Source organism: Shinella sp. NM-101, assembly GCF_021401195.1.
Lineage (GTDB): Bacteria > Pseudomonadota > Alphaproteobacteria > Rhizobiales > Rhizobiaceae > Shinella.
The window spans coordinates 34,999-48,045 of sequence record NZ_JACBFT010000013.1 but is presented as its reverse complement, the minus strand read 5'-3'; the positions used below and the strand labels follow the sequence as shown (position 1 = coordinate 48,045).

At 60.9% G+C, this 13,047-nt stretch carries 11 protein-coding genes; 5 read left to right on the top strand and 6 right to left on the bottom strand.

Translation table 11 applies throughout. The features are described from left to right. Window positions 1-16 precede the first annotated feature (16 nt). Together L0976_RS21080 and L0976_RS21075 are read left to right on the top strand one after the other, a co-directional pair. Window positions 17-991, top strand: a complete 975-nt coding sequence (locus tag L0976_RS21080) for a sugar kinase (protein WP_063832228.1) — start codon at window positions 17-19, stop codon at window positions 989-991. A 950-nt stretch (window positions 992-1,941) separates the two neighbouring features. Beyond that, window positions 1,942-3,060, top strand: a complete 1,119-nt coding sequence (locus tag L0976_RS21075) for a sialidase family protein (RefSeq protein ID WP_234189174.1) — start codon at window positions 1,942-1,944, stop codon at window positions 3,058-3,060. A 474-nt stretch (window positions 3,061-3,534) separates the two neighbouring features. Here the strand turns inward: L0976_RS21075 and L0976_RS21070 are convergent, their stop codons facing one another. The 6 genes from L0976_RS21070 to L0976_RS21045 form a co-directional block, all read right to left on the bottom strand. Continuing rightward, window positions 3,535-5,136 carry a 5-guanidino-2-oxopentanoate decarboxylase gene (locus L0976_RS21070; protein ID WP_234189173.1) on the bottom strand — a complete coding sequence of 534 codons (1,602 nt, stop codon included), beginning with the start codon at window positions 5,134-5,136 and terminating at the stop codon, window positions 3,535-3,537. Then, the gene (locus L0976_RS21065) at window positions 5,133-6,377 is read right to left on the bottom strand and encodes a hydantoinase/carbamoylase family amidase (protein ID WP_023513057.1); all 1,245 of its coding nucleotides are present in this window, start codon (window positions 6,375-6,377) and stop codon (window positions 5,133-5,135) included. The genes L0976_RS21070 and L0976_RS21065 overlap by 4 nt, the downstream gene beginning before the upstream one ends. A gap of 73 nt (window positions 6,378-6,450) precedes the next feature. Then, complete coding sequence (locus L0976_RS21060) at window positions 6,451-7,233, bottom strand: amino acid ABC transporter ATP-binding protein (protein ID WP_234189172.1); 783 nt, start codon at window positions 7,231-7,233, stop codon at window positions 6,451-6,453. Further along, window positions 7,230-8,069, bottom strand: coding sequence for an amino acid ABC transporter permease (locus L0976_RS21055; protein ID WP_037408609.1), 840 nt, complete (start codon window positions 8,067-8,069; stop codon window positions 7,230-7,232). The genes L0976_RS21060 and L0976_RS21055 overlap by 4 nt, the downstream gene beginning before the upstream one ends. Window positions 8,070-8,119: 50 nt before the next feature. Then, window positions 8,120-8,956 (bottom strand): ABC transporter substrate-binding protein, encoded by an 837-nt coding sequence (locus tag L0976_RS21050; RefSeq protein ID WP_023517067.1) that lies wholly within the window; start codon window positions 8,954-8,956, stop codon window positions 8,120-8,122. Between the two features lie 45 nt (window positions 8,957-9,001). Continuing rightward, window positions 9,002-9,916 (bottom strand): polysaccharide deacetylase, encoded by a 915-nt coding sequence (locus L0976_RS21045; protein ID WP_023517066.1) that lies wholly within the window; start codon window positions 9,914-9,916, stop codon window positions 9,002-9,004. Window positions 9,917-10,137: 221 nt separating this feature from the next. On the opposite strand from L0976_RS21045, the gene L0976_RS21040 reads away from it, so the two are divergent. From L0976_RS21040 to L0976_RS21030, 3 genes are all read left to right on the top strand, one after another. Beyond that, window positions 10,138-10,764, top strand: a complete 627-nt coding sequence (locus tag L0976_RS21040; RefSeq protein WP_234189171.1) for a TetR/AcrR family transcriptional regulator — start codon at window positions 10,138-10,140, stop codon at window positions 10,762-10,764. Between the two features lie 195 nt (window positions 10,765-10,959). After that, window positions 10,960-12,546, top strand: coding sequence for a hypothetical protein (locus tag L0976_RS21035; protein ID WP_023517064.1), 1,587 nt, complete (start codon window positions 10,960-10,962; stop codon window positions 12,544-12,546). A gap of 42 nt (window positions 12,547-12,588) precedes the next feature. Further along, entirely contained in the window at window positions 12,589-13,044 is a 456-nt protein-coding gene (locus L0976_RS21030; RefSeq protein ID WP_023517063.1) for a hypothetical protein, read from the top strand. Window positions 13,045-13,047: the final 3 nt, after the last annotated feature.

Here is a 13,047-nt window from a genome sequence, read left to right as displayed (position 1 = left end):
GGGTGCGGCAGGCCGCATGGTCTCGATCGGCGAGTGCATGGTTGAACTCAGGCCGTCGGGGGATGGCGGCATCGTGCAGTCCTTCGCCGGCGACAGCCTGAACACCGCCTATTACGCCCGCCTCTTCTCTCCACCCGGCTGGACAGTCGACTATGTCTCGGCCATCGGAACCGACGGTCTTTCGCTGGAGATGGAGCGCTTCATCGGGCAAAACGGCATAGGCACGGCGGGCATACGGCGTCTGACGGATATGCTGCCCGGACTGTACATGATTCATCTCGACAAGGGCGAGCGCAGCTTCTCCTACTGGCGCTCGAACGCCGCGGCCCGCCGGCTTGCGGACGATGCGGACTGGCTCGAGGAAGCCATCGGCGTCGCCGACGCGATTTTCTTTTCCGGTATCACGCTCGCCATTCTGCCACCACCGGGCCGGCGGAACCTGCTGCGCGTTCTGCGGGAAGCACGCCTGCGGGGATGCACCATAGCTTTCGATCCGAATATCCGCGCGCGGTTGTGGGAAGATGCGGAAACCCTGCACCGATCGATTTCGCAGGCGGCGAGCGTATCGAATCTCCTATTGCCCAGCTTCGACGACGAGAAGCTTCATTTCGGCGATCCTGACCCACAGGCGACTATCGCCCGCTACCAAGCGCTTGGTGTGGACCGGGTCGTCGTCAAGAATGGCAACAGGGACATCGTAATGAGTGACCACGGGGTAATCTGCCGGATCGAGGCGATGCCGGTTGTCGCGGTCGTCGATTCCACCAGTGCGGGGGACAGCTTCAACGGTGCCTTCCTGGCACGCTTCACCGCGCTTGGTAGTTCGGTGGAGGCGGCGCAACACGCCGCCCATGTCGCCTCCATCGTCATTGGGCATCACGGCGCGCTTGTCGAGCCCGCGGCATTGTCGATGCTCCCGGGCTTCAACCCACCGACTTTAAGCCGGCTTCAGCGAGTCGATGATGAGCGAGTAGAACCACCCAGGCATTAGAACTTTACCTTGAGCAAGGGTCGAAAACGATTAGCCTTATTTTTATAGGCCATCGTTCTTTATGCGGATAAAAAGGAGCGCGAGGGATGCGCCATACGGAGGACACGATGGGATCAGACGAACAAGAGGAAAAGATCCGGCGGAGCAGCAACGAACTGCAAAATCACGCCATGTAAGTACCCTAACCGCAGTCGATCGTGTCGGCTTCCGGCTGGCGCAGGGCGAGACCGTCCAGTCGTCGTCGAGAGCGGATCCCGGAAAACCACCCTCGCCGGAACGTGACAAGGCTGATCGACGCCAATGAGGCCAAGATTTCTCTCGGCAATTCGTCTCTGCCTATGGATTCGCGCGGGCGCTCCCGTGCCGACCGGCGGGCTGTGCGGCCGATTTACCAAAACCCGGACGCTTCGCTCGATCCGCGCATACGGTAGCGCAAATTCTCAAGCGCCCCATGCAGCTTTACGGGAGTTGCCCCTCAGACGCACGGACACTCGCGTTGCAGAAATGCTGGAGGCGGTTCAGGTGGAGGCTGATTATACCAGGCGGTTTCCAAGTCAACTGGGGGCGAAAAGGAGCGCATTGCCATCGCCCGCGCTTACGCCGGCAAGCCACGCGTCATCGTCTGCGACAAACCGACCTCGGCGCTCGACCTATCTGTTCAGACGGCGGTGCTCGATCTTCTGCTGCGCCTGCAGCTGGAGGAAAGGTCTCCTATCTCTTCATCACGCGCGACCTCATAGTGGTGCGGCCTCTCGGCGGCCATCTGATCGTCAAGAAGAATGGAAGGTGACTGGAAGCCGGACCGTTGTCAGACGTCTTCCCCACGCCGCAGCACGACTTCACGCGCCAGCTTCTGTCGGCAGCGCCGGCGCTTGCGCGATATAATCGAACAAATGGCACAAGCACCACAAGCACAGCGCCATTGAAATTAATCTTTCCAAGGAGCCTCTATGGCCGTCTCTGTCTCTCCCCCGTCTTTCAATAGTTTTGCGGTCACCCCTCAGGCTGGTGAGCTGAGGCTGTTCGTGGACCATGAAAAAACCGGACGCAGCGGCCATCTGGGCCACGCCGCGTTCCAGCGTCACGATGGCGAGGTCTTCGCCTTCTATCCCAGCTGCAGCTCCGACGATCCGGGCCGCCACGGCACGTCCGGTCATTCAGCGGCCGGCTGGATGGAATACAAACGCTCCTCCGACGGCGGCCAAAGCTGGAGCGCGCCTGAGCCCCTCGCCTATTCTCAGCAGAACTACCTAAACAAAACAGGCTCCGCGATTTTCACCGAGAAGGGGATCCTCACCGACAATGGCACAATCGTTTTGTTCCATCTGATCAGCGATATCTCCGTCGACGCCCTTTGGGAACCCTATCTGGTTCCGACCTCCACCCGCAGCACTGATGACGGGCTGACCTGGAGCGATCCGGTCGAGATCGGCGTCGAGAAAGGGCGCGTCTACGGTGCGTTCTATCTGGATGGCGCAATCTATGCCTTGAAATTCCGCAACGACGCCGTGGTGGACTTCTGCGGCACGACGGACGAACACATTTATACGCTCTACGCCAGCCATGACGATGGCTCCACATTCACGGAAGTCAGCGACTTGCCGTTCAACACGCTGGGCCGCGGCTACGGCACGCTTTGCGCGCTCAACGACGGTCGTCTCATCGCCTATGTCTATCACAAGCGCGACGAGGAATACCTCGATTACTGCATTTCTAGCGATCAGGGCGGGAACTGGAGCGCGCCGCAGAAAAGCCGTTTCGCCAAACGGATCAGAAATCCGCAGATGATCGCCTTCAAGGGCGGCTATTTCCTACACGGCCGCAGCGGATCCTACGGCCCCGTCCAAGGCAAGGGGCATTTCGTCCTGTACTATTCCAGGGATGGCGTGAACTGGGACGACGGCCGCTATCTCGCGATGCGCACCCAAGGGCAAGGCGCTTACTCCAACAGTATCGTCGTGACCATCCCGGGCACCGGCGCCCAGCGCCTTCGCATACAAGCGTCTCACGCTTATTCCAACGATTCGACTAATATTTGCGAATGGTTTATCGACCTGATCGACGACTGACGCTCGATTGATCAGCCTGTAATCTAAACGACCGCACGGCCTGGGTTCGGCTGAGAGACGGCTGCTTCGGGTATTTGACGGGCACACCGAGATCACGCGTAACGGCCGCGGCCGTTACGCGTGATATGGAATGTCGGCAAAGGCTATCCGTGACGCTGTCGAGATTACGGCGAAGAGCGGCAGGCGCGGCGAATGCAGCGAAGGAGCAGCTTGAGCGACCGAATTCACAACAATATCGGCAAGGGTGCGGCTTCTTAGCAGTATCGCAATCAGTACCCTGTTCGGCGACCGAGGAAATCATCGCTTGTTGGTGGTCGATCTGTCCGCAGGGTGCTCAGATGCACGCTCCACCAACATCCGCACAGCGGGGCGCGCTTGCCTTTAAGGACAGCGCTTCTCCTCCCGCTTGTCACCCCCGGATTTCCCAAGAAGCGGGATTTTAGTCAAACCGCGGGCAATTCACTCTGATGCCTCTCAGAGACGAAAGGCCGCCTCATCGAGTTCGACGACGATACGCGATCTTGTTGCCGCCGCGTTCCTAACGATCTTCGAGAGTTCAGTGACGTTGCTTGCCGTCTCATGCTGCCAATCGAACGCCGTGGCGATTGACTTGAAATCGGGCGTAAAAATCCTGACGCCGAGCGGATCGATGTCCGCGCGCACCATGGCCTTTTCGATCTCATGGTAACCGTTGTTGTTCCAGAGGACCAGGATCATGGGCGCACCCTGCTCTGTCACACTTCCCAATTCTGCAAGTGTGAACTGCAATCCGCCATCGCCCATGAGTGCTACGACCGGCAGTTCGGGAGCGGCGATTTTCGCCCCTAAAGCTGCCGGGAGCCCGTAGCCCAATGTCCCATAACCTGTTGCAGAATTGAAAAAAGTTCTTGGAGCCGCGGCCTCGAAGCCCATGCAGCCCGCATATACTGGCTGGTTGGAATCCCCGACGATTACGACGCCTGGAAGTGTGTCGCGAAGTGTTTCGAGCATTGTGATTTGTACCCGCTGGGCAGCGGTAAGCTCGCTCGCCAGGGCGTCCCGGGCACTTGAAGCTGCCGTCTGGCCCCAGCCATCAGCCTCGCGCGGTTGCACTGCCGGGTTTAGCGCCTCTATTGTAGCCTTGCTGTCGCCGACGAGCCGGATCGCGGGTCGCAAAGACCGCATCAGCTGTTCCGGATCGATATCGATCCTTACGAGCTTCTCACCAAGATAACGGCGGGATTTCAGCGTTTCATCGAAGTCCGTCGGACCAAGTTCCGTTCCTATAGCAAGGATGACATCAGCCCTTTCCATCAGGTCCAGTGCCGCTGGACTCGCTGCGCTGATCGATAGGCCCAACGGGTGTCCGGCCGCCAGAATTCCGCGGCCGTTAATTGTCATCAAGACAGGGGCCTTCAGACGAGATGCAAGGTCGTCGATTTCCCGCGCTGCTCCCGTTGCACCGCCGCCTGCGATTAAGAGCGGACGTTGCGAGTTGTTCAAGTACTGCGCGGCCTCGATGATTGCTTTCGCATGCGCTGCGGGAGGCGCGGTCGAAACACGACCGTGAGATGGCCTCACGAAACCAACTTCCCTCGCAAGCATTTCGACGGGTATTTCGATGTGAATGGGCCTCGGGCGTGACGAATCGAAGGCAGCAAACGCGCGGGCAAGGACCGTTTCGAATTCGTTCGGGTCATGAATGGTATGACTGAAGGCCGTCACCTGACGCATGAGTTGACGCTGGTCGGGCAGCTCGTGAAGGTGGCCCTCCCCCGATCCCAATGCGCCTGCGGAATTCACAGTCGAAATGACCAGCATGGGGATAGAATCGCTATAAGCTTGGCCCATCGCCGTGGCTATATTGGTGAGGCCGGGCCCTGTGATGATGAAGCAAACTCCGGGTTTTCCGGAAACGCGAGCGTATCCATCTGCCATGAAGCCTGCGCCCTGTTCATGTCGAGGGGTTACGTGGCGAATTCCGCTGCCCGTGAGCCCACGGTAGAGCTCGATTGTATGTACCCCCGGAATGCCAAAGACATACTCGACACCGTAATCGGCAAGGCAGTCTACGACGAATTGACCGAACTTCTTCATGTTGCTTCACCATTAGTTTCAAGAATTTGGCAGCAGCCTGCAGCCAGAACCTCACAGCCCAGCACGATGTCGTCCTCCCGTGTGTCTTCGTCGACATGATGGCTGACGCCGCCGATGCTGGGAACGAACAGCATGCCCGCTGGCATGATGCGCGCCAGAATCTGAGCATCATGTCCGGCGCCGCTCGGCATCCGCTGCCATTGCCTCGGCGCCATACGGGAGGCGACGCTTTCGAGCGTATCCTGGAAATTGGAGTTCATCTCGTGCGGCTCGCTCTCCGCCAGAAGTTCGAGCTCGACCTCGCAAGGACCGGTCTGCCTTGTAAACGCCACTAGATCCTCCAGTGCCGCGCGCATCCGAGCAAGAACCGCCGGGTCGGCATCACGCACCTGCAGCAGCATTTCTGCATGATTTGGGATGATGCTCACCTGGCCGGGCTCAAGCCTGATATTGCCGACCGTCCAGACGGTACGCTCCGCCGCCAGTTGTCGGAACCGTTCGTTAATTGCGTGGGCAAAGGAAACCAGTGCCGCGCCCGCGTCCCTGCGAATTGCCATGCGAGTAGTACCCGCATGATTGCTGGCCCCCGAAAACCGCACGCGGTACTGATGAATGCCGACGATGCAAGTGACGACGCCGAGCTTCAATCCCCGCGCTTCTAGATCGTCGCCCTGCTCGATATGGGCTTCAAGATAGCCGAGATACTGGGACGGATCGATAGCTCGCCGATCGAGATCGGCAAGGCCAGCACCGGAAAGCGCCTCGCGCAGCGTCTCCCCGGTCGTGAGGTTTCGGGCGCTATCGATCTCGTCTTCATCCAGAGCGCCGATCGCCGAGCGGCTGCCGAGAAAGCTCGCGAAATGTGCCTCCTCGTCAGCGAATACGGCGGCGTCCACTCCCGCGCCGCCGGGCGTGCCCGCCTCTACGAATGCCCGAGCGATTTCCAATCCGTAGATGACGCCCATCGCACCGTCGAGCCAGCCGGCATGGTTCTGCGAGTCGGAATGCGAGCCAACGAGCAGCCGCCGCCGCGCCGCGGTGTTTTCGCCGACGATGTTGCCGATCCCGTCCATGCGTGACGAGAGGCCAGCCTCCTGCATGCGCGCCACCAGCCAGCGGCGCGCCGCCATATCCTCCGCCGAATAGGTCGGGCGATGGACACCGGTTTTATAGGCTCCGAATGTGCGGAGCCGGTGCAGGTCGGCAAGGAGACGGTCCGGTTTGATGATGATGGCGGGCATGGCTGCGTCGTTTGCCGAGGCGAGGCCTCGGCACGTCCTTTCGAAGTGAGGTTGACATTTGGTCGGCCGCCGCTCAGGCGGCGTCCTGCTTCTTGCTGACGACCGCCGCCAGGAACGCTTTGGTTCGCGCCTCCTGCGGGTCTTCCAAGACCTGCTCGGGCGGGCCGGTCTCCACCACGCGCCCGTCGGCCATAAACACGATCTTGTCCGCCACCTCGCGGGCGAAGTTAAGCTCGTGCGTGACGATGACCATGGTCATACCTGTCGCCGCGACATCACGCATGACCCCTAACACTTCGCCGACGAGTTCGGCATCGAGAGCGGATGTCGGTTCGTCGAAGAGCATCAGCCGTGGCTGCACCGCCAGCGCCCGGGCGATCGCGACGCGCTGCTGCTGCCCGCCCGACAGGTTGTTGGGAAAGGCGTCGGCCCGGTCGCCGAGCCCGACGCGGGCAAGAAGGCCCATCGCCGTGTCCCGCGCGGCCTGCCGGTCCTGCCGCAGGACCCGCGTCGGCCCTTCCATGACGTTCTCCAGCGCCGTCATGTGCGGGAAGAGATTGAACCGCTGGAACACCATGCCGGTGATCCGGCGCTGGCGGGCGATCTCCTTGTCCGTCAGGCGGTGCACGACGTCGTTCTCGACGCGGTATCCGGTCAGTTCCCCGTCGAGATAGAGCGCCCCCATCTCGATCGTCTCGAGCTGGTTGATGCAGCGCAGGAACGTGGTCTTGCCCGATCCGGAGGGGCCGACGATGCAGACGACCTCGCCCGGCATGATGTCGATGTTGATGTCGTGGAGGACCTGGTGATCGCCGAATTTCTTGCCGAGCCTGACGGCCGATACGAGGGGTTTCATCCGTGCCTCCCGCTGTTTGCGAAGCCGCGCGCGAAACGCTTTTCGATCCACATCTGCACGACGGAAAGGAGGGATACGATCACCAGATACCAGATGGTGGCGACGAACAGCATCTCCATGATCTTGGCGTTGCTGTAATAGATGTCCTGGGCCGTTCCGAGCAGTTCGCCGAAGCCGATGATGCTGGCAAGCGCCGTCACCTTCAGCAGGCCGATGAACTCGTTGCCGAGCGGCGGCACGACCACGCGCATCGCCTGCGGCAGGATGATGCGGCGCAACGTGTCGGAATAGGTCATGCCGATCGACTTGGCCGCCTCGTACTGGCCGATATCGACGGCCAGCATGCCGGAGCGGATGATCTCGGACGTGTAGGCGCCCTGGTTGAGGCTGAGTGCGATAAGGGTCGCGGCGAGCGGCGTCATGACGACCACCGTCTTGGCTTCCCACAGGCCCGGAATGCCGATGGTCGGAAAGACGAGGGCCAGATTGTACCAGATCAGAAGCTGCAGGATCATCGGCGCGCCACGGAACAGCCATGTGTAGAACATGGCGGCGGAGGACAGCACCATGTTTCGCGAGGAACGGGCGATGGCGGTCAGGATACCGATGACGATGCCGATCGCCATGGCGATCACCGAAATGACGACGGTGGTGACCGCGCCCCTCATGATGCGCTCGCTGAACATGTATTCCCCGACGACCGGCCAGTCGATGGTGCCGACCGCGAATGCGTACACGATGTAGGCCCCGGCGGCCAGCAGGACGGCGGCGGTTGCAAGGCGCCCGAGGTGAAGCGGGCGCGCATGCTTGAGTTTCGAGATGTCGATGACGTCCATATCCGGCTTTCGCTGGTCGTTTGTCCTGTCTTCGAGAGCGAACGAGAGCGTCACGGCGCGTCGCCCGCATTGACGGTGGGCGCATCGAGCGCACTGGCGTCGAGGCCCCATTTCTTGACGATCTCGAGATACTCCCCGGACTTGAAGAGGTCGTCGAGCGTCTTGAGGATCGTATCACGCAATTCGGTGTCTTCCTTGTTGAAGCCGATGCCGATGCGCACATTGGTAAACGGCTTGCCGACGACGCGGAAGGGGCCATCCGTGCTCGCGAGCACCGTCGGGATCGCCTCGGTGCCCTGCACGGCGCCAACCGCGCGGCCCTGGTTTATATAGAGGAACTCGGATGCCATGTCGGTGTCGGTGATCACGTCGATGGCGGGAAGGCCGGCGGCGACGCAGTTCTCGTCGCTCCATTTCTTGACGGAGTCCGGATATGTAGTGCCGCGGTTGGTGGTGACGACCTTGCCGCAGAAATCCTTCGGCTCCTGGATCTCGGTGTTCTTGTCGAGCGTGTAGAAGGTCGTGCCGGCGCTCAGGTAATCGATGAAGTCGAAGCTCGCGCGCCGTTTCGGCGTGTCGTACATCCCGCTTATGATCAGGTTGATGCGGCGCGATTGCAGGTTTGGCGTGAGGCCTTCGAAGCGGGAATGGACGAACTCTACCTCCAGCCCTAGCTTGCCCGCGATCGCGCGGATGAGGTCGACGTCGAAGCCGACGAGTTCGTTCGTCTTGGGATCGATGAACTCCATCGGCGGGTGGTCGCGCTCGGTGCCAACAATCAGCTTGCCGGAGTCCTTTATGTCCTGCGGCACGGTTTGGGCGAAGACGCCGCCGGTGAAGAGCGTGGCGGCGAGGGCCGCGGTTGCCAGAATTCCAATTTTACGCATTGTTCCCTCTTTATGTTGGTTCGACTGATTTTTGAACGCTTGAGGCTAACGCACCGGGCGAACGATCTGCGGCACCGGCTGCTTCCAGAAGGGTAGTTTCTCCTCGCGCGGCTTCCATTCACCGCGATCGACGAGTCCTTGCACATGCGCCGCGATCTCCTCCATCGTGGCGAACCAGACGTCTCCCTTGGCCCGCATGTATTCAATGAGGTCCACCATGGCCTGGGCACGGGCGGGCCTTCCCGACACGAACGGATGCCACACCGACGACCAAAGGCCCCCGTTCGCCCAGGCGGCGTCGAATTCCGACCGGAACACCTGCATGGCCTGCTCTGGCGATTGGATCGGCAGCATGTGATTGAAATCGCGCATGTTCACATATTGCGGCCAGTCATCCAGCGCGTGATCCGAAGGCAGTTCCAGGAGCGCGCCCTTTTCACTGCGTATCAGGTAGGGCACATCGTCGCCGGAGAGCGAGGCGTCATAGGCAAAGCCCTCGTCGATCAGGAGGTCCAGCGTGGCCGGCGAGAACGCGCCCGAGGGGCAGCGGTAACCGGCCGGCCGTTTGCCGGTGATCCGCTCGATCGCCTGGATGCCGGCTTTCAGCACCGTCGCCTCGTCGCTTGCGTCGAGGGCGTTGACCCGCTCGTGCAGCCAGCCGTGATGGCCGATTTCGTGGCCCGCCGCGGCCAGTTGCTCCACCGCTTCCGGGTAGGTTTCGACGCACCATCCGGGAACGTACACCGTCTGCTTGATACCGTAATGTTCCCAGATGCGGATAAGCCTCGGCACCGCGACTCTCGGGCCATACCGCAAGGCCGAGGAGAGCGTGATGCGCCGCATCGAATCCTCGGGATAATAAAGGTGCAGCAAGCTTTCCGCATCGAGGTCGAACGCGAAACAGACAGCGCAGCGTGCGCCGTTCGGCCATTGCGGCGGGTTGTCGATCAGCTTGAGCAAAAGGCGTTCTCCTTCCTGCGGCCGCGCGCGGCCGGCGGCCTGTCGCGACGGAAAGGCCGGCTGTTTTCATTATTTTGTCGATTGGCTGCGCTTCCCACTTGAACCGCGCTCGATATATTGACATGTTCCATGACTACAAACTTAGTGTCAACTCTAAAAATAGAGACGAGATCAGTTTTGACGAAAATGCATATTTCCATGACCGTGTGGAAGGACAGGACATGACCGGAGGACTGAGGTTCAAGCATCGCAAGAAGCGGGTGGAGCAAGTGCTCGACGCCGCCGATGCTCTGTTTCGCGAGCAAGGTTATGAGATCACCAAGATCGAGGAAATCGCCGAACTGGCTTCCGTGGCGCCCGCATCGGTCTACAACTACTTCAAGAACAAGCCGAACCTGCTGATGGAGATTGCGCTTCGCCACGTGCAGGCGGCCCTGCCCGAGCGGCGCAAGTTCCTGGAAAGTCTCCCGGACGATCCGGTGGAAGGTATCCTCGCCTTCGAGCGCCTCCTGGCGGATCAGGCTGTCCGCCACCTTACCCGCGAATGCTGGAGGGTGGTCATGTCGGCGCAGTTCCTGGACACCGGCGGCATCGCGCACCGGACCGGAAAGCGCCTCGACCTGCTGCTGCGACGCCAGTACATGCGCATGCTCGCGGCCTATCAACAGAACGGGCGGATCAAGCCCGACATCGAACTCTCCGTGCTTTGTGACCTGCTTCTCGGCATCGGCAGCGCCGCGCTCGCCCGGCTCGTCACCTCCAGCACGATGAAGCCGGAAGCGATGCGCGAATGGGGGATCCCGCATCTAGAAATGGTGCTGCGCGGGGTTATCGAAGACCCAGTTTAATAAATTTGGAGTCAACTCCAAATTTGTTCTTGCGCGGTTTGTCCGCATCCCCTATGCATAGGTGGTGGCCCGCGCGGCATACTCATTCCGCCGGGCAAACCTGAAATTTTCTGAACCGCCTTGACGCGCAGCGGCCATTCTCTTGCGAGAACGGTGACGGCCCATTGCGCCTTGAGAGCGGAACCGGGAGCACCCATGACCAGAAGTGATTTCTCTGCCGCCCAAAACCACGCCCTGGACTGGCTCGATGCAAATCGCGCTCTTATCTCCACCTGGCATCAGACGATCTGGTCGTTTCACGAGCCTTCGTGGCGTGAATACTGTTCGTCCCAGTGGTACGTCGACCGGCTCCGGGAAGAAGGCTTCGAGGTCGAGCAGGGGTCCGCGGGAATGCCGACGGCCTTTTGCGCGACCTGGTCGAACGGTGACGGACCCGTTGTTGGCGGCTACGCCGAATATGATGCGGTGCCCGGCCAATCCCAGGTCGCCGAGCCGCGCCGCGCGCCGCGGCCCGGAACGACGAAACACGCCGCTGGCCACACCGATCCCCATTCCGCGCTCGGCATGGGAGCTTTCGCCGGCTTTCTAGCGGCCAAGAAGGCCATGGAAGCGCATGGCATCACCGGCACTCTGCGGTTCTTCGGCGAGCCGGCGGAGAAGATGTGCGGTTCCAAGCCGGTCCATGCCGCCCACGGCTATTACGACGGGCTGGATGCCGCGATCAGCTTTCATCCGCATTCCTTCAACGCGCTCACCAACGGCTGCTTCTGGGACACGACCAGCGCGCCCTACTGGAGCCGTATCTACACGTTCGAATGCGACACCCCTGAGACCTGGCTCGACCAAAGTCGCGGCGGCGCCGTGGCGCATGCACACGCGACCGCGCGCGCGCCGGGTGCCATCGACGCCGTGTGCCTCATGTACACGAATTCGAAGATGATGAAGGAATCCATGCTGCCGCACACCGGCACCTGGACCCTCAATGAATTCATTCCCGTCGCCGGGCAGGCAACGGCCGACAACCTGGCGCCCGCCTATTCCCAGATACAGTATTCCATGCGGGCTCCGACGCTGGAAATGTGCGAGACCGTCTTCTCCGTGCTCGACCGCAATGCCGAGCACATCGCCGCGATGACCCACTGCACCTGGCGGGCGGACTGGATCACCAAGACCCGCGCGGGCCTGCCAAACCATGCCCTTGCTGAGCTGACCTTCCGAAATTTCGAAAAGCTCGGAGCGCCCGTGTGGGGCGACGCGGCCAAGCAATTCGCCCGCGAAGGTCAGCGCAATCACGGCATCGAACCGATGGACGAGCCCTTCATCGACAATATGATGCGGTTGACCCCGCCACAGGAGGCCGAAGCCGCTTTTCGTCAGCAGTTGCCGGCATGGCAGTTCAACTACGCGGCGGACGACTATGTCGAATACACCTGGCACGCACCGACGGTCCGTCTTTATGTCGCCCGTCCAACGCTTAAGCCGGATCCAGCCGGCAAGCGCTACGGCGAGTGGCTTCGGCACGCCATGAACGGCGATCCAGCCTGCATCGACCCGATGTGGAGCAAGGCGGCGGACGTCATTTCCACGACGATCCTCGACATGATGACAGATCGCGCGGCCCTCGAACGCGCCCAGCAGGAATTCCGTGAAAGAACTGGCGGCGGTGTTGGCGGGTCGCGGTGGGTGCAGCCTCAGCTTCCTTCCGACTTCCAGGCGCCAGTGGACTATCGCTGGCCGGAATGGATCGACACCCCCCGCGGTCCCGAATGGTCGGTGCGCTAGGTACATCGTCTAACGAATTCACAAACGTTCAAGGAGAACACAATGCCAGTACCTTCGCATGATGAGGTTGTTGCCTTCGTTGCGGCGAACCGCTTTCCCTTTCCCGGCCAGACGACTTGGCCGGCGAACTACACCACTTTGACCAACGCTCCAGAAAAAAGACGTGCGGTGCCCGGTCCTGCGGGTGACTACTACCCCGACATCGTCGTCATTGACTCGGATGGCAAAACCCGCGAGATCGGCGACGTCGAGGAGGTTCTCGATCCGGCCAAGGTGCCGCTCTGGAAGGCCGCTTCCGAAGCAGGCGATCCTCTACCGGAATACGAAACGCGCATTTTCTTTCTTTACGTTCCCGAAGGCCAGGAAGAGGCAGCCAAGAGCCTCCTGGACGCAAACAAGATTTCCTATGCGGGTGTGCGCGGTTACCGAGCCGATGAAAATGGAAAAATCAGCATCGTACCCTTCGTGACGCGCGGCAACCCTTACGATCACCAGTAAGCC